Source organism: Pseudomonas aestiva (genome assembly GCF_039908605.1).
GTDB lineage: Bacteria > Pseudomonadota > Gammaproteobacteria > Pseudomonadales > Pseudomonadaceae > Chryseomonas > Chryseomonas aestiva.
This window is the reverse complement of the sequence record NZ_CP150916.1, coordinates 4,175,358-4,191,094: the sequence shown is the minus strand read 5'-3', so window position 1 is coordinate 4,191,094 and position 15,737 is coordinate 4,175,358. Positions and strand designations below refer to the sequence as shown.

At 68.5% G+C, this 15,737-nt stretch carries 15 protein-coding genes; 10 read left to right on the top strand and 5 right to left on the bottom strand.

Annotated features, from left to right (window positions below):
* Window positions 1-28: 28 nt before the first annotated feature.
* Window positions 29-2,158 (bottom strand): methyl-accepting chemotaxis protein, encoded by a 2,130-nt coding sequence (locus AABM56_RS19430; RefSeq protein ID WP_347883652.1) that lies wholly within the window; start codon window positions 2,156-2,158, stop codon window positions 29-31.
* Window positions 2,159-2,319: 161 nt separating this feature from the next.
* Here AABM56_RS19430 and AABM56_RS19425 point away from each other — a divergent pair, with 161 nt between their 5' ends.
* The gene (locus AABM56_RS19425) at window positions 2,320-3,141 is read left to right on the top strand and encodes a M48 family metallopeptidase (protein ID WP_347883651.1); all 822 of its coding nucleotides are present in this window, start codon (window positions 2,320-2,322) and stop codon (window positions 3,139-3,141) included.
* A gap of 129 nt (window positions 3,142-3,270) precedes the next feature.
* On the opposite strand, the gene AABM56_RS19420 is transcribed toward AABM56_RS19425, so the two are convergent.
* Together AABM56_RS19420 and AABM56_RS19415 are read right to left on the bottom strand one after the other, a co-directional pair.
* On the bottom strand, window positions 3,271-4,272 hold the full coding sequence (locus tag AABM56_RS19420; protein ID WP_133861427.1) for a class I SAM-dependent methyltransferase: 1,002 nt from the start codon (window positions 4,270-4,272) through the stop codon (window positions 3,271-3,273).
* A 29-nt stretch (window positions 4,273-4,301) separates the two neighbouring features.
* On the bottom strand, window positions 4,302-5,261 hold the full coding sequence (locus AABM56_RS19415) for a 2-hydroxyacid dehydrogenase (protein WP_133861426.1): 960 nt from the start codon (window positions 5,259-5,261) through the stop codon (window positions 4,302-4,304).
* Window positions 5,262-5,356: 95 nt separating this feature from the next.
* On the opposite strand from AABM56_RS19415, the gene AABM56_RS19410 reads away from it, so the two are divergent.
* The gene (locus AABM56_RS19410) at window positions 5,357-5,944 is read left to right on the top strand and encodes an ACP phosphodiesterase (RefSeq protein WP_133861425.1); all 588 of its coding nucleotides are present in this window, start codon (window positions 5,357-5,359) and stop codon (window positions 5,942-5,944) included.
* Here the strand turns inward: AABM56_RS19410 and AABM56_RS19405 are convergent.
* Window positions 5,887-6,684, bottom strand: a complete 798-nt coding sequence (locus AABM56_RS19405; RefSeq protein WP_133861424.1) for a lysophospholipid acyltransferase family protein — start codon at window positions 6,682-6,684, stop codon at window positions 5,887-5,889. The genes AABM56_RS19410 and AABM56_RS19405 overlap by 58 nt on opposite strands.
* The gene (locus AABM56_RS19400) at window positions 6,681-7,409 is read right to left on the bottom strand and encodes a GNAT family N-acetyltransferase (protein WP_133861423.1); all 729 of its coding nucleotides are present in this window, start codon (window positions 7,407-7,409) and stop codon (window positions 6,681-6,683) included. Before AABM56_RS19400 ends, AABM56_RS19405 begins: the two co-directional genes overlap by 4 nt.
* A gap of 225 nt (window positions 7,410-7,634) precedes the next feature.
* Between AABM56_RS19400 and AABM56_RS19395 the strand changes: the two genes are divergently transcribed.
* From AABM56_RS19395 to AABM56_RS19360, 8 genes are all read left to right on the top strand, one after another.
* A complete protein-coding gene (locus tag AABM56_RS19395; protein WP_017639847.1) occupies window positions 7,635-8,120 on the top strand; it encodes a peptidylprolyl isomerase in 486 nt (161 codons plus the stop codon).
* Between the two features lie 563 nt (window positions 8,121-8,683).
* Window positions 8,684-9,703, top strand: coding sequence for a 2-oxoglutarate and iron-dependent oxygenase domain-containing protein (locus tag AABM56_RS19390; protein ID WP_347883650.1), 1,020 nt, complete (start codon window positions 8,684-8,686; stop codon window positions 9,701-9,703).
* The gene (locus tag AABM56_RS19385; protein ID WP_187980344.1) at window positions 9,703-10,089 is read left to right on the top strand and encodes a VOC family protein; all 387 of its coding nucleotides are present in this window, start codon (window positions 9,703-9,705) and stop codon (window positions 10,087-10,089) included. The genes AABM56_RS19390 and AABM56_RS19385 overlap by 1 nt, the downstream gene beginning before the upstream one ends.
* Before the next feature lie 65 nt (window positions 10,090-10,154).
* A complete protein-coding gene (locus AABM56_RS19380) occupies window positions 10,155-11,201 on the top strand; it encodes a BMP family ABC transporter substrate-binding protein (protein WP_347884134.1) in 1,047 nt (348 codons plus the stop codon).
* A gap of 76 nt (window positions 11,202-11,277) precedes the next feature.
* Window positions 11,278-12,792, top strand: a complete 1,515-nt coding sequence (locus AABM56_RS19375) for an ABC transporter ATP-binding protein (RefSeq protein WP_263259303.1) — start codon at window positions 11,278-11,280, stop codon at window positions 12,790-12,792.
* A complete protein-coding gene (locus AABM56_RS19370; RefSeq protein WP_263259304.1) occupies window positions 12,785-13,912 on the top strand; it encodes an ABC transporter permease in 1,128 nt (375 codons plus the stop codon). The genes AABM56_RS19375 and AABM56_RS19370 overlap by 8 nt, the downstream gene beginning before the upstream one ends.
* Window positions 13,909-14,835, top strand: a complete 927-nt coding sequence (locus AABM56_RS19365) for an ABC transporter permease (RefSeq protein ID WP_263259305.1) — start codon at window positions 13,909-13,911, stop codon at window positions 14,833-14,835. The genes AABM56_RS19370 and AABM56_RS19365 overlap by 4 nt, the downstream gene beginning before the upstream one ends.
* A complete protein-coding gene (locus AABM56_RS19360) occupies window positions 14,832-15,524 on the top strand; it encodes a cysteine hydrolase family protein (protein WP_263259306.1) in 693 nt (230 codons plus the stop codon). The genes AABM56_RS19365 and AABM56_RS19360 overlap by 4 nt, the downstream gene beginning before the upstream one ends.
* Window positions 15,525-15,737 lie beyond the last annotated feature (213 nt).

Here is a 15,737-nt window from a genome sequence, read left to right as displayed (position 1 = left end):
CAGAGGGAGAGGGGGACGGAGTAGAGAGCTAGACCCGGAACCGCCCCGCCAGCTGGCGTTGCTGCTCGGCGAGTTCGCGCAGCTGCTGGCCGGCGCGGGAGGCGCTGTCGGCTTCGCCGTGGACCGCCTGGGCGCTCTGGCCGATGTTGACTACGTTGCGGTTGATGTCCTCGGCCACCGCGCTCTGTTCTTCCGCCGCACTGGCGATCTGCAGATTCATGCTGGTGATCTCGCCTACCGCCGCCAGGATGGTGTCCAGGGCGTGCCGGGTGGCCTCGGTCTGGGCGACCTGGGTGCTGGTCTGGGCACCGCTGGCCTGCATCACAGTCACCGCTTCGCGGGTACCCTGCTGCAGGCGCTGGATCATGCTCTGGATCTCGCCGGTGGCCACCTGGGTCTTTTGCGCCAGGTTGCGCACCTCATCGGCCACCACGGCGAAGCCGCGACCCTGCTCACCGGCGCGCGCCGCCTCGATGGCGGCGTTGAGCGCCAGCAGGTTGGTCTGCTCGGCGATGCCATTGATGGTGGTCAGGATGGAACCGATGTTCTCGCTGTCCTCGGCGACCCGGCGGACCTGCTCCACCGCGCGCTCGATCTCCTGGGCGAGGGCGGCGCTGCTGGCGACGTTCTGCTGCACCAGGCGCTGGCCCTGGTTGACCGCGCCGTCCGCCTCGGTGGCAGCCCGCGCCGCGCGACCGGCATTGCCGGCCACGTCCTGGGCGGTGGCGGTCATCTCCTGCATGGCGGTAGCCAGTTGCTCGATCTCCTGCAGCTGGCGCTCCACGCCGTCGCGGGTGCGCTGGGCGATATGGGAGGTGTGCTCGGCGGCCGAGGCCACTTCGCCCACCGAATGGATCAGTTTGCCGATCAGGCTCTGCAGCGAGGCCAGGAAGCGGTTGAAGCCGCCGGCCATGGCGCCGACCTCGTCGCGGCGCTCGGTAGCGAGACGCTGGGTGAGGTCTCCGTCGCCCTGACCGATGGCGTCGAGCATGGTCACCATCTGCCGCAGCGGCCGGGCGATGCGCAGGCTGATCAGCCAGAGCACCAGCAGACCGGCGCCGGCGACCGCCAGGCCTACCAGCAGCATGCCGATCACGTCCTGGTGGCGTTGGCTGCCCAGGGTGTCCTTGAGGCTGTAGAGGTCGGCCAGCACGGCTGTGCGGGGCAATTCGATGATCAGCGTCCAGACCTGGCGGTTGTCGCCGGCGAAGCGCAGCGGCAGATAGACCTGATAGCGCTCGCTCTGGGCGTCGAAGCGACGGGTGACGCCTTCGCCCAGGTCCTTGAGGCCGGCCAGGGTCGCCCCCAGCGCCGGTTCGGCCGGTTTGCCCAGCTGGCTGGCGTCGGCGGTGTAGGCCACCAGGGTGCCGCGCCCGGCCACCAGGGCCATGCGGCCCACGCCGCCATAGAGGCGGCCATTGGCCTTGACCAGCTGCCGCTGGATGAAGTCCAGCGGCACGTCGGCACCGACCACGCCCTTGAAGGCACCGTCGACCAGGATCGGCACGTTGAAGGAGGCGATCAGCACCTGCTGCTCGTTGACCGTGTCGGGCATGGGATCGAGCACGCAGGTGGTGCGATTTTCCCGCGGACAGAGGTAGTACTCGCCTTCGCGCACGCCCGAGGGCAGACGGGTCTGGCTTTCCACGGTCGGGCCGATCGGTTCCACCGTCACATCGCCGTCGAGGGTCTTGTGCCACCAGGGGGTGAAGCGCCCCTGCTCGTCGTAGCCGGCCGCGGCGTCGCCCCGATGGCGGTCGTCCTGGCCATCGATGGCATTGGGTTCCCAGACGGTATAGAGGCTGAGCAGGCCGGACTGGCGCTTCAGACTCTGGCCCAGCAGGCGCACCAGACTCTGGCGATCCAGCTCGACCTGCTGGTCGCCCGGACTGCCCATGGCCACGCTGAGTTGCGCCAGCTGATTGGCCAGTTGCAGGGGGACGTCCAGCTGGCGTTGCAGCTGGTTGCCCACCGCCTCGGCCTCGGCCGTCAGCCGGGCTTCGGCGGCGGTGGCGGCCAGCGCCTCGGTGTGGCTGTCGACCAGGGCGCGGGTGCGCTGACCGGCGAACAGGGTATAGGCGATCAGGGCAGCGACCACCGCCAGGATGCAGGCCCCGGCCAGCAGGGTGATGGAGGTGCGGATGGAGCGGGAGTTCATGGGGGACTCCGGGAACGTTCGATGCCGGGGCTATCGGCGGTGACGCCTATCCATTGAGGCCTCCGGTCGCCTGGCAGGAGAGCGTTGCCGGGCGTTACCGGACGTTGCCGGGTCTGACGCCCCTCTCTAGACTGTATCCGCCTCGATACCTGGAGATTCCCATGCGCCGTATCCTTCCCCTCGCAGGCCTGTCCCTGAGCCTGCTGCTGGTCGCCTGCCAGACCGTCAACACCACCTCGGGTGGTGCGGTCGGGGTGCAGCGCAAGCAGTACATGTTCAGCATGCTGTCCGAGCAGCAGGTCAACCAGATGTACGCCCAGTCCTATGCCAAGACGGTCAGCGAGGCCAAGTCCGCCGGCAAGCTGGCCAATGACAGCGCCGACGGCAAGCGCGTCGCCGCCATCGCCAAGAGCCTGATCCCGCAGACCGCGGCCTTCCGCCCGGACGCGGTGAACTGGGACTGGCAGGTCAACCTGGTGCAGAGCGATGAACTCAACGCCAACTGCGGCCCGGGCGGCAAGATCTTCGTCTACAGCGGGCTGATCGATCAGCTCAAGCTGACCGATGACGAACTGGCGGCGGTGATGGGCCACGAGATCGCCCACGCCCTGCGCGAGCACAGCCGCGAGCAGATGTCGCGGGCCTATGCCATCCAGATGGGCGAGAACCTCGGTGGCGCCCTGCTGGGCGTTGGCCAGGGCGGCATGCAGCTGGCCGACCAGGTGTCCCAGGTGGCCCTGACCCTGCCGTTCAGCCGCGGCAACGAGAACGAGGCCGACCTGATCGGCCTGGAGCTCTCGGCGCGCGCCGGCTACAACCCCAATGCCGCCATCACCCTCTGGCAGAAGATGGCCCAGGCCAGCCAGGGCAAGCAGCCGGCGGAATTCCTCAGTACCCACCCCTCCGACGCCAACCGCACCAAGGCCCTGCAGGCGGCGATTCCCAAGGTGATGCCGCTGTACGATGCGGCGAAGAAGGGCTGAGGTTTTGGGTTGGGAGAGGAGGTTTCCCTCACCCCAACCCTCTCCCAGGGGGAGAGGGGGCGGCTCTGGCACTGAGGTATAGCCGTAGGTTGGGCTGAGCGCAGCGAAGCCCAACAGGGCTCGGTGTCGCTACCGTCGCCGGGCGCTGTAGACCTTGAAGCCGTCGCGTTCCGCCAGGGTACGGCAGTTGCCGAAGGCCGCCTCGATCAGTGGCGGATAGCGCAGAAAGCTGTTGGCCACCAGGCGCAATTCGCCGCCGGGCTTTAGATGACGCACCGCCTCGGCCAGCAGGGTCTCGGTGGTGCGGTAGTCGGTCTTCACGCCGCTGTGGAAGGGCGGATTGCTGACGATGGCGGCCAGTCCCATGGGCGCCGCGGCGATGCCATCACCACTGATCACCGTTCCGCTCAGACCATTGGCCGTCAGGGTCTGACGACTGCTGGCCACGGCGAAGGCGTCCACGTCCAGCAGATGCAGGGTGCTGGCAGGATAGCGGCGAGCCAGGGCGGCGCCGACCACGCCGGCGCCGCAACCGAAGTCGAGCACCGCACCTTCGGGCAGGCCATCCAGTTGCTCCAGCAGCAGCGCCGTGCCCACATCCAGCCGGCCATGGCTGAACACGCCCGGCAGGCTGAGAATTTCCAGGTTCACCCCAGCCCGGTCCAGTGGCTGGCGTTGCAGCCAGGCGTCCGGCTGCGGATCGGCCGAGGTGCGCGGTCCCTGGACCACCCACAGCTGGCAATGGCGTGCACTGTCGAGCTTGCTGGCCTTACCGAAGGCGCCCAGCTGGCGCGCGGCGCGTTCGATACCGGCCTTCTTTTCACCGACCAGAAAGAGACGGCCTTCGGCCGGCAGGCAGCGAGTCAGGGCGGTGAGCAGGAAGTCTGTGGCCTCGCGGGACTTGGGCAGAAACAGCACGGCACTGGCGAAGTCGCCCGCCGGCGGTTCGATCCCCAGACTGACGCGACCCGGATAGCGCCGGACCAGTTGTTCGGCCTCGCCCGCATGCCAGCTCCAGCCGCTGGCCGCGGGCAGGGTGCCGAGCAGGTCATCGGCCGGCAAGCCGGCGAGCAGCAAGGCGCCGCCAAAGCGCTCGGGGTGACGGAGGAGGACTTCGCTGCGCGGATCCATGGGGCTACCTGGCGAAAAAAGCGCGAACTTTAGCAGACCACCCGGTGCGGCGTGCCGGCGAAATGGCCTTCGGCATTGGCGGCGAGCTGGCCGATGATCCGCTGGCGCGCCTCGCGACTGCCCCAGGCGTTGTGCGGGGTGACGATCAGTCGCGGAATGTCGCCGGCCAGCAGCGGATTGCCGTCGCGCGGGGGCTCCACGCTGAGCACATCGGTGGCGGCGCCGGCCAGGTGGCCGCGCCTCAGGCAATCGGCCAGGGCCTGTTCGTCGACGATGCCGCCGCGTGCGGTGTTGACCAAGAAGGCCGTGGATTTCATCGCCGCCAGTTCCGCCGCACCGATCAGGCCGCGGGTCTGCTCGGTCAGCGGGCAGTGCATCGTCAGGGCATCCACCTGGGGCAGCAGCTCGGCCAGCGGCAGGCTGCCGGGACGCGCCGGGCGACCGGGCAACTGGCCCACCAGGGTCTGCATGCCTAAGGCTTCGGCCAGGCGCTTCACCGCGCTGCCCAGCTCGCCGAGGCCGAGCAGGCCGAGGGTCTTGCCTTCCAGCTCGACGATGGGGTGGTCGAGCAGGCAGAACTGGCTGGCGGTCTGCCAGCGACCGGCACGGACGTCTGTCTGGTAGTCCGGCAAGCGGGTCGCCAGAGCCAGCAGCAGCGCCAGGGTGTGCTGGGCGACCGAGGCGGTGCCATAGCCCTGGCAGTTGCAGACGCGCACGCCCTGGGCGCGCGCGGCTTCCAGGTCGATGTTGTTGGTGCCGGTGGCGCTGACCAGTACCAGCTTCAAGTCCGGGCAGGCGGCCAGGATGGCGGCGTCCAGGACCACCTTGTTGACGATGGCGACCTGGGCGCCGGCCAGGCGCGTCGCGACCTCGTCCGGGGCGCTCGCCGGATGGAGTTCCAGCTCGTCGAACACCGCGCGCAAGGGCGCCGGGTCCAGATCGCCGAGGTCGAGAGAGGCATAGTCGAGGAACACGGCGCGAACGGGCATGACGACTCCAGCGGAAAAGGGAAGGGAGGTCCGAGCCTAGCAGCCGCGGGTCGTCCAGGAAAACCGCCCGCTCGCGGCTGGAGTATGCTGAAGGGATGAATTATCTCGCGCACCTGCACCTGGGCGGCCCCAGCCGCGAAGATCGCCTCGGCAGCCTCTATGGCGATTTCGTCAAGGGCTCGGCGGACGCCTGGCCCGCTGGAATCGCCGCCGGTATCCGGTTGCACCGGCGCATCGACGTCTATACCGACGACCACCCTCTGGTGATCCGGGCCAAGACCCGGTTGCCCGCAACGCGGCGGCGGGTGGCCGGACTGCTGGTGGATGTCTTCTTCGATCACTGCCTGGCGCGCCTCTGGCACGACTATGCCGAGCAGCCGCTGCCGGGTTTCGTCGCGGACTGCTACCAGACCCTGCTGGAGGAGCCGGAACTGCCGCCACGGCTGGCCTCTATCGCCCCCCTGATGGCACGCCAGGACTGGCTGGGCAGCTATCGCGACTTCGCCGTGCTGGAGCGAGTGGTGGAGGGCATGGCGCGGCGGTTGTCGCGTCCGGAGCTGCTGGCCGGTGCCTTCGCCGAGCTGGAGACCGCCTACGACGGCCTGCTGGCAGACTTTCGCGACTTCTATCCGCAGCTGCAGGCTTTTGCCGCCGCCGAGCGCGCGGCGCGCGTTTCCAATTGAATCCCGAGGCGGGCGGCGATGGCCGCCTGGCACTGACCCGCCAGTATCTGCCGCGCCTGGCCATGGGGCAGGATGGCTGGCAGCAACTCGATCCTCAGGGTGGTGCCGCCGTTGTCCAGCAGACGTAGCAGGTGGCTCACCAAGTCGTCGTCTCCAATGAAGGCCGCGGCCCGGTCAGGCTCGCCGTGGCGCCAGTAGCTCAGGGCCACGGGTTGCAGCGGGGTACCGGTGGCGATGGCCGGACTCAGCAGCCGGCCATGAAAGGTGCGCAGCACGCTGCCGTCGGTGGTGGTGCCCTCGGGAAAGAGCGCCAGTGACAGGCCCTGGGTCAGGCGCGTGGTCAGCGCCTCGCCCAGGGCGTCACCGCGTTCGGCGCCACGGCGGATGAACAGGGTGCCGGCCTGGCGCGTCAGCCAGCCGGCGAAGGGCCACTCCGCCACCTCCGCCTTGGACAGGAAGCCCAGCGGCCGCAAGCTGCCGAGGGCGACGATATCCAGCCAGGACACATGATTGGCCAGCCAGAGGTGGGTGCCGCGCGGTACCTCGCCGCGGACTTCCAGGCGGAGGCGCAGGGTCCGGGCCAGCAGCTGGAAGAAACGTCGCGTCAGCCGTTGCCGCAACCCCAGGCAGGGCCGGCGACTGAGCGCTACCGCCAGCGCCACCGTCAGGGCGAACAGCGCTCCGAGCAGCAGTGCGGCCAGGACCGGCAGCAGCCGCACGGCGAGGCGCAGTCGCCTCATACCGCGGCCTTGAAATGGCGGGCATAGCGCGGGCAGAGGTCTTCGCGCTTGAGCAGGATGAAGACGTCGGCCACGCCGAATTCCGGATCCCAGCAAGGCGCGCCGCAGACCTGGGCGCCCAGGCGTAGATAGGCCTTGAGCAGGGGCGGCAGCTGCACCACCAGGTTGTCGGGCACGGCGACGAAGGGCAGCGGGCGCCGCGGCGTGGCGCGGATCGCCGGGATACGGTCGTCCCGCGCGGCCTGGCGCAGCAGGGCGGCGGCTTGCAGACCGCCGTCGGCCATTGGCACGCTGGCGCAGCCCATGAGATAGCGATAGTCGCCGCAGGCCATGATCTCGGCGAGTTCCGCCCACAGCAGGGCGATGGCGGCGCCGGTGCGATGCCCGGGTGCCACGCAGGTGCGGCCGATTTCCAGTAGCGGACCCTGCAGGCCATCCAGGCCTTCCAGCTGGAATTCGCTTTCGCTGTAGAGACTGCCCAGGCGCTCGCGGCGGCGCCCGTCGAGCAGCCGCGTGGTGGCGATCAGCTCGCCGCTGCGCAGGTCGCGCACCCCCAGGTGCAGGCAGTGGGCATCGTAGGCGTCCTGGTCGAGGTTGTCGGCGAAATGCACGCCGTAGGTGCTGCCGAAGACCGCAGCTCGCAGGCGCTGGGCAGCGCGGATATCCGCGGCGGTCGACAGGCGTTCGGCGCGCAGCGCGGGCGGTGCGGACACTGGAATCGGCATGGCAGGGCTCCGGCAGTGGGTATGCAGCAAACCCTAGGTAGCCGGGATGACAGCGCCGTGAAGCGGCCATGGCGATTGCGTGACGAGCGGTCGAGTACCGTTGCAGGGGCGCCCTCCAGATGCCTCCGGGCGCCAGGGGACTGACCGAACGCATTCGCAATTGCTAGGTTGGACGCGTAGACTGATGCGTCATCCTATTTTTTTCCCAGCATGAAGGTTCTGGCCATGCAGATCGCGGCGAACACGGCAGTATCCATCGACTACACCCTGACCAACGACGCCGGCGAAGTCATCGACAGCTCCGCTGGTGGTGCTCCGCTGGTATACCTGCAAGGCGCGGGCAACATCATTCCCGGCCTCGAGCGCGCCCTGTCCGGCAAGCAGGCGGGTGACGAGCTGAAGGTGGCCATCGAGCCGGAAGACGCCTACGGCGAATACACCCCCGAACTGGTTGCCACCCTGGGCAAGGAAATGTTCGAAGGCGTGGACGAGCTGGAAGTGGGCATGCAGTTCCACGCCTCCGGCCCGGATGGCGCCATGCAGATCGTCACCGTGCGTGACATCGACGGCGACCAGGTCACCGTCGACGGCAACCATCCCCTGGCCGGCCAGCGTCTGAATTTCGACGTCAAGGTGGTCAACGTGCGTGCGGCCAGCGACGAAGAAATCGCCCACGGCCACATCCATGGCGAAGGCGGTCACCAGCACTAAGCCTGGCAACAGGTTCCCACAACGCCCGTGTCCGGCAATGCCGGCACGGGCGTTGTCGTTTGTGGCGTCCGTGCAGAGTGACCTCACTCCAACCCTCTCCCGCGGGGAGAGGGGGCTGGTTGGGTGGTATGGCGGGAGGCGCCGTAGGTTGGGCGGCTCCATCGCCGCAGCCCAACAGCGGGAAGCTGCAGTATCCGGCGTGATGGTCCGGATTCGTTGGGCTTCGCTGCGCTTAACTCAACCTACGCGGAGGCTAGCCGCGGGTTGAGTCGAGGCGGCTCCCGTGCCGAAGCCCAACGCCGCCAAGCCGATCCCTCTCGCCAACGCCTTCTCGCTCAGCGCCGGCCCACCCTGGGCGCCACCCCGGTGCACGCTGATCGCTCAAGGTGCAGCGCGCCGTTAGCAGATCCTGCGTATCTCCATCAACTTGCTGTTTTCATTAGCTTTTCAAGTTTTTACCAAATGGTCCAAAGATGGCACAACGGTTGCAATTTCCCTGCTGCCGTCCTGCCCGGTGAACGTGCGTCGCGCTGTCTCCTTTCGTCCAACCCGTGAGGTCCGTCATGCCGCTGTCCAGTGTTCCCATCATCGATCTGGCCCCCTATTTCGCCGGCTCGGCCGCCGGCAAGCAGGCGGTGGCCAAGGCCGTCGACCAGGCCCGCCGCGATATCGGCTTTCTGGTAATCACCCATCACCAGGTGCCCGAGGAACTGGTCGAGCGGGTCTCGCGCCTCTCGCGGGCCTTCTTCGAGCTGCCGCTGGCGGAGAAGCGCAAGGCCGATCGACCGCGTCCGGATCAGGTGCGCGGCTATAGCGCGGTGGCCGAGGAGAGTCTGTCCTACAGCCTGGAGGAGGCGGCACCGGGAGATCTCAAGGAGTCCTTTTCCATTGGTCCGCTGGACGTCCCGGAGACGGCCTACTACCGCGGTCCGGAAGCCGGGCCGCACTTCGCGCCCAACGTCTGGCCGACAGCCATCCCCGGTTTCCGCGAGGCCTATGCCGAGTATTTCGCCGCCATGAGCGACCTGGCACGCACCCTGATGCGCCTCTTCGCCCTGGGGCTGGCGTTGCCGGAAACCTATTTCGACAGCCGCATCGATCGCCACATCAGCATGTTCCGCACCCTCTGCTATCCCCACCAGCAGGAGGCGGCGCTGCCCGGCCAGCTGCGCGCCGGGGCTCATACCGACTACGGCAGCCTGACCATCGTCCGCCCCGACAACGCGCCCGGTGGCCTGCAGGTGCGCAATGCCGACGGCGAGTGGGTGGACGTGCCCAAGGTGCCGGGCGGCTTCGTGGTCAACATCGGCGACCTGATGATGCAGTGGACCAACGACCGCTGGGTCTCGACCCTGCACCGGGTGGTGAATCCACCGGCGGATGCCGGTTGCGACACCCGCCGCCAGTCCCTGGTGTTCTTCCACCAGCCCAACTACGACACCCTCATCCAATGCCTGCCCGGTTGCGCCACGCCCGGCACGCCGCCGCGCCATGCGCCCATCACCTCGGGCGACCACCTGAGATCCAAGTTCGTCAAGCAGACCACCTTCGGCGGAACCCAGACCGGCGTGCGGGTGGCCTGATGCCGAGTCTTTCCTACGTCAACGTCTTCGCCCAGGACGTGGTGGCCCTGAGCGGCTTCTACCAGCGGGTGTTCGATTTTCCCGAGATCGAGGCGATCCGCTCGCCGATCTTCCGTGGCCTGGACACCGGCAAGACCGCCATCGGCTTCAACGCGCCGGAGGCCTATGAGCTCTTGGGGCTGGGCGAATTCGCCGGCAGTGAGGGCTGCCGCTTCCTGCTCAACCTGGAGGTGGACAGCCGCGCCGAAGTGGACCGGCTGGTGCCGGTGGCCGAGGCCGCCGGCGCCCGCCTGCTGAAGGCGCCCTACGAAACCTACTACCACTGGTACCAGGCGGTGCTGCTGGACCCGGAAGGCAACGTGTTCCGTATCAACCACATGTTGTAGACAAGGCTAAGGACGAGACGATGCTGAGCAGATGGCTGAGAAGGGCAGTGTGCGTGCTGGCGCTGATGGGGCTGGGTACCGGGGCGCAGGCGGACGACGAGGGCTTCACCCTCAAGGGCGAGCCGAAGATCACCATGCTGTATTTCACCGCCAAGAACGATGGCGGTTGGACCCAGGCCATGGACGAGGCACGGGTGAAGATCGAGAAGGAACTGGGCATGAAGATCCAGTTCGTGGAGAACGTGCCGGAGACCGCCTCGGCCATTCGCCCGGCCGCCGAGCGCTTCATCAAGCGCGGCGCCAACATCGTCATCGGTACCGCCTTCGGCTACTCCGACACCTTCAAGCAACTGGCCGAGCAATATCCCGAGGTGGCCTTCCTCAACGCCTCGGGCACCACCAACGGGCGCAACCTGGAATCCTTCTACGGCCGTACCTACGAAAGCCAGTACCTCTGCGGCATGGCCGCGGGCGCGGCGTCCAAGACCGGCAAGCTGGGCTTCGTCGCCGCCAATCCTTTCGGCGTGGTGAACTGGACCATCAACGCCTACGAGCTGGGCGCCCGGCAGATGAATCCCAACGCCACCCTCACGGTGATCTACACCGGCAGCTGGAATGATCCGGTCAAGGAGCGCGCCGCCGCCGCCGCGCTGATCGACCAGGGTGCCGATGTCATCGGCCAGCACGTGGACACTCCCACGCCGCAGATCGTCGCCCAGGAGCGCGGCGTTTATGGCACCGGCCACCACCGCGACATGCGCCAATTCGCGCCCAAGGCGACCCTCTGTTCCTCGGTGTGGGTCTGGGATCGCTTCTTGGTGCCGGAGCTCAAGCGCGTCATCGCCGGCCACTGGAAACCCGCACCCAACGGTGCCCTGGTGTCCATGGCCGACGGCGGCACCGACATCGCCGGCTTCGGCGACGCCGTGCCCAAGGCGGCCCAGGAGAAGATCCTCGCCGAGCGCGAGGCGCTGCTAAAGGGCAAGCAGATCTATGCCGGTCCCCTGAGCGATCGCGACGGCAAGGAGCGGGTCGCCGCCGGCCAGGTGCTGTCCGACCCGGCGCTGTGGCAGATGGATTGGTTCGTCCAGGGCGTGACGACGCAGAAGTAGCGGTTCACCCCTGGGTAGGGTGGAAAACCGCGCAGCGTTTTCCACGGAGGCGATCCTTGGACAAAGGCCGACCAGCATGAAAAGACACAACGCCCTGCAACTGCGTGGCGTCGGCAAGACCTTCGATGGCTTCCAGGCGCTGCAGCAGGCGGATTTCCTGGTGCGCTGGGGCGAGGTGCATGCGCTGCTCGGCGAGAACGGCGCGGGCAAGTCGACGCTGATGAACATCGCCGCCGGCCTCTATGCGCCGGAGACCGGCGAGCTCCTGGTGGACGACAACCCGGTGCGGCTGCGCGGTCCGGCGGACGCCGCCCGGCTGCGCATCGGCATGGTCCACCAGCACTTCAAGTTGGTGCGACCCTTCAGCGTGGCGGAGAACGTGTTGCTTGGCCTGCCGGCGGGGCAGGGTAGCCATCGCCGGCGCCTGGCCGAGATCAGCGAGCGCATCCGCCAGCAGGCGGCTGCCCTGGGCTTCGCCATCCGCCCGGAGCAGCGCGTAGCCGAGCTGTCCATCGCCGAACAGCAGCGGGTGGAAATCCTCAAGGTGCTGCTGGCCGGGGCGCGCATCCTCATCCTCGACGAGCCCACCGCGGTTCTCACCGACGGCGAAGGCGAGCGGCTGTTGCAGACGCTGCGCGCCCTGGCGGCAGAGGGCGCGGCGGTGGTGCTGGTGACCCATCGCATGCAGGACGCCCTGACCTACGCCGACCGCCTCACGGTGATGCGCGGCGGTCGCACCCTGCGCAGTCTGGACCCCGCCGAGGTGTCGGTGGACGAACTGGTGCGCCTCACCGTGGGCGATGCCCAGCCGCTCGCCGACACTCCGCGAGGTGCCGTCGGGGCACCGCTGCTGACGGTGCGTGGCCTGCGCACCCCGGAACGCGGCGGGCGGCGCGCGCTGGACGGTATCGACCTGAAGCTGCGCGCTGGCGAGATCTATGGCATCGCCGGGGTTGGCGGCAACGGCCAGGGCGAACTGGCCGACGTATTGATGGGCTTGCCGCAGCCCTACGAAGGCGAGGTGCGGCTGGAGGGCTTCGGCGATCTGGCCGCGGCCGCCAGCGCTCGACGCCGCGACCTGCGCATCGCCGCCATTCCCGCCGACCGCTATGGCAGCGCCCTGGCCGGAGGCCTGTCGGTGGCCGACAACTTCGCTATCGGCGCGGTGCACAGTGGTCGCTTTGGTGGTTTCGCCCGCCTAGATCGCCTTGTCCAGGAAGCGGCGACCCAGGCGGCGGTCACGCAATTCGATGTCCAGGGCGTGCGCTCGGTGCGGCAGAAGGCGGCGCTGCTGTCGGGCGGCAATGCCCAGAAGCTGGTGATCGCCCGGGAATTTGGCCGCGAGCCACGTCTGGTATTGGCCCACAGCCCCAGTCGTGGCCTCGACGTGCGCGCCGGCGCCGAGGTGCAGGCACGGCTGCTGGCCGCCCGCGAGGCCGGCGCCGCGGTGTTGCTGATCAGCGAAGACCTGGACGAGGTACTGGCCCTCGCCGACCGCATCGGGGTGATGAGCGCCGGACGCCTCGTCGCCGAATTCCAGCGACCCGCCGATCGCCAGGCGATCGGCCATGCCATGGTGAATCATGCTTGAACCCCTGAGTGCTCCCCTGGCCGAGGTCGATAGCCCGCGGCCACGGCAACCGCTGTTCAGCCGCCGCTACACCCTGGAGATCCGCCAGCAGCTGGCCTGGCCCTGGCAGGCGCTGATCCTCGGCCTGGCGTTGCTGGTCGGCCTGGGGCTGTCGGCCGCAATCCTGGTGCTGGCCGGGGTGCCGGCCGGCGAGTTGCTCAACGAATTCGTGATCGCCACCCTGTTCGATGCCCAGAGCCTGCAGGCCACCCTGTTCCAGGCCGCGCCGGTGATCCTGGTGGGGCTGGCCGGCTGCCTGGCCTTTCGCGCGCGCTTCTGGAATCTGGGGCTGGAAGGCCAGATGATCTGGGGGGCCCTCGGCGCCACGGCGGTGTCGCTGTTCGAGATCGGCCCGGAAGCCCTGCGCCTGTCGCTGATGCTGGTGGCGGCGCTGCTCGGCGGCCTGCTCTGGGCGCTGGCCCCCTTGCTGCTCAAGCTGCGCCTGGGGGTGAACGAGATCATCGCCTCGCTGATGCTCAACTACATCGCCGCCAACTTCCTGCTGCACCTGGTGTTCGGCCCTTGGAAGGACCCGCGCGACGCCTTTCCCTATTCGCCGCTGTTCCGCCCCTTCGAGCGGCTGCCCGAGTTGTTGCCGGGGCTGAGCCTGGCGGTACCCCTGGCGCTGCTGGTGGCGGTGTTGGCCTGGTGGTTCGTCGCCCTGAGTCGCGCCGGGCTCTACCTGAGATTCGTCGACGCCAATCCGCGGGTGGCCGGCGCCGTCGGCGTACCGGTGCGCGCCACCATCCTCGCCACGGTGCTGGCTTCCGGCGCCCTGGCCGGGCTGGCCGGTTTCGTGGTGGCGGCCGGGCAGGAAGGGCGACTGACCCAGTCCTTCTATCAGGGCTACGGCTTCTCCGGGATCCTCATCGCCTTCCTGGCGCGCAACAACCCGCTGGCCGCCGCCGTGGTGGCCTTCCTGGTGGCGACCCTGTTCGTCGCCGGGCGCAATCTGCAGGTGTTCTACCAGATCCCCTTCGCCATGGTGCAGCTGATCCAGGCGCTGATCGTCATCTGCGTGGCGTCCTCGGACTTCTTCATCCGCCATCGGCTCAGACGCAGCCAGGGAGGTGCCGCTTGAACCTGCTCGCCAGCTGGCTGGGTAACGTCCCCGACTTCGCCATACCCTACGCCCTGGCGGCGCTGGGGCTGATTCTCACGGAAAGATCCGGGGTGCTGGCCCTGCATGCCGAGGGCCTGATGCTGGTCGGCGCGCTGTTCGGCATCGGCGCGCAACTGGCCCTGGGCAACGCCGGCCTGGCGCTGTTGGCGGCCATGGGCGCGGCGGCGCTGGTGTCGCTGCTGTTCGCGATCATGGTGATCTGGCTGCGCATCAACCAGGTGATTGCCGGCCTGACCCTGGTGTTCTTCTGCCAGGGCCTCACCGGCCTGCTTGGCACTCTCTGGGGCTGGACCAACCAGCCGGTGTCCGGGCTGCCGGCGCTGGCGCTCTGGCCGCTGTCGGAGCTGCCGCTGGTGGGACGGCTGTTCCAGCAGAACCTGCTGGTCTATCTGACCCCGCTGATCTTCTTCGCGGTGATCGCCTTGCTTGAACGCACCACCCCCGGGCTGCGCCTGCGGGCGGTGGGCGAGAATCCCCAGGCGGCCGATGCGGCAGGACTCTCTGTGGCCGGCTACCGGCTGCTGGCGATCCTCGCCGGCGCGGCGCTGGTGGGTCTGGCCGGGGGCTACATCGCCGTGCTCAGCACCAAGCTGTGGATCGCCGAGATGACCGGCGGCCGCGGCTGGATCGCCGTGGCCCTGGTGATCTTCGCCCGCTGGTCGCCCTGGCGCGCCCTGGCCGGGGCGCTGCTGTTCGGCTGCATCGAGGCGCTAATTCCGCAACTGGCCGCCGCCGGGGTGCGGCTGTCGCAATACTTCATCCTGATGGCGCCCTATGCCGTCACCCTAGGCGTGATGATCTGGGTCGCCCTGGCCGGGCGTGACCGCCTGAGTCAGCCCGGCGCCCTGGGCGAAGCCTATGTCCGCGAGGAACGCCGATGAGCCTGCGCGCTTTCGTCTACGAGGAACCCCGCCTGCTGGCGCGAGCGGACTTCGCCGATTACCTGGACCCGAGCACCACGGCGGTGCTGTCCATAGACCTGCACCGCGGCCACCTGGACGGCTCGCCGGAGTGCCCCTGCCCGGCGCCCCGTGCCCGCGACCTGGTGGCGCCGGTGGACGCCTTCCACCGCCAGGCCCGCGCCATGGGCGTGCCCATCGTCCATGTGAAGTCGGTGCTGCGTGCCAATGGCGCCGACGACCTGGGCGGTATTCCTGCGGCCTGGCGGCGGACCTTTCCGCTGCACGTCGGACCGATTCCCAATGCCGACGCCCATGCCCTGGAAGGCTCGCCCTGGACCGAGCTGCTCACCGAGGTCCTGCCCGAGGATATGCGGGTGGAAAACAAGCGGCGGCTGTCGGCCTTCTATCCCACCGACCTGGACTTCCTGCTGCGCAACCAGCGCATCACCACCGTGGTGCTGGATGGCGGTTTCACCGACTGCTGCGTGCTCAACACCGCCTTCGACGCCAGCAACCGCACCTACAGGGTCATCGTCCTGCGCGATCTGGTGCGGGGAACCGATGAAAGCCTGGAGCGGGCAGCGCTGAGCATGGTCTCCCTGCACCTGGGGCTGGTGATGGAATCCCAGGATCTGCTCGCGGCCTGGGGTAATGGCGGCGGCCCTTGAGTACGGTCCGTTGGGCTTCGACGACGGAGCCGTCTCAACCCAACCTACGTGGGGATGGGTTCTTGTAGGTTGGCGCTGAGCGCAGCGCAGCCCAACGGTGCCCAGGGCCAGGCCCGGCGTGTTGGGCTTCGACTGTGGAGCCGTCTCAACCCAACCTACAGGGGGAAGGGGTTCTTGTAGGTTGGCGCTGAGCGCAGCGCAGCCCAAGGGTGC

Bases quoted from the DNA above. Each gene is read 5' to 3' on its own strand.
- AABM56_RS19430 (WP_347883652.1), bottom strand. From the start codon at position 2,158: ATGAACTCCCGCTCCATCCGCACCTCCATCACCCTGCTGGCCGGGGCC.
- AABM56_RS19425 (WP_347883651.1), top strand. From the start codon at position 2,320: ATGCGCCGTATCCTTCCCCTCGCAGGCCTGTCCCTGAGCCTGCTGCTG.
- AABM56_RS19420 (WP_133861427.1), bottom strand. From the start codon at position 4,272: ATGGATCCGCGCAGCGAAGTCCTCCTCCGTCACCCCGAGCGCTTTGGC.
- AABM56_RS19415 (WP_133861426.1), bottom strand. From the start codon at position 5,261: ATGCCCGTTCGCGCCGTGTTCCTCGACTATGCCTCTCTCGACCTCGGC.
- AABM56_RS19410 (WP_133861425.1), top strand. From the start codon at position 5,357: ATGAATTATCTCGCGCACCTGCACCTGGGCGGCCCCAGCCGCGAAGAT.
- AABM56_RS19405 (WP_133861424.1), bottom strand. From the start codon at position 6,684: ATGAGGCGACTGCGCCTCGCCGTGCGGCTGCTGCCGGTCCTGGCCGCA.
- AABM56_RS19400 (WP_133861423.1), bottom strand. From the start codon at position 7,409: ATGCCGATTCCAGTGTCCGCACCGCCCGCGCTGCGCGCCGAACGCCTG.
- AABM56_RS19395 (WP_017639847.1), top strand. From the start codon at position 7,635: ATGCAGATCGCGGCGAACACGGCAGTATCCATCGACTACACCCTGACC.
- AABM56_RS19390 (WP_347883650.1), top strand. From the start codon at position 8,684: ATGCCGCTGTCCAGTGTTCCCATCATCGATCTGGCCCCCTATTTCGCC.
- AABM56_RS19385 (WP_187980344.1), top strand. From the start codon at position 9,703: ATGCCGAGTCTTTCCTACGTCAACGTCTTCGCCCAGGACGTGGTGGCC.
- AABM56_RS19380 (WP_347884134.1), top strand. From the start codon at position 10,155: ATGGGGCTGGGTACCGGGGCGCAGGCGGACGACGAGGGCTTCACCCTC.
- AABM56_RS19375 (WP_263259303.1), top strand. From the start codon at position 11,278: ATGAAAAGACACAACGCCCTGCAACTGCGTGGCGTCGGCAAGACCTTC.
- AABM56_RS19370 (WP_263259304.1), top strand. From the start codon at position 12,785: ATGCTTGAACCCCTGAGTGCTCCCCTGGCCGAGGTCGATAGCCCGCGG.
- AABM56_RS19360 (WP_263259306.1), top strand. From the start codon at position 14,832: ATGAGCCTGCGCGCTTTCGTCTACGAGGAACCCCGCCTGCTGGCGCGA.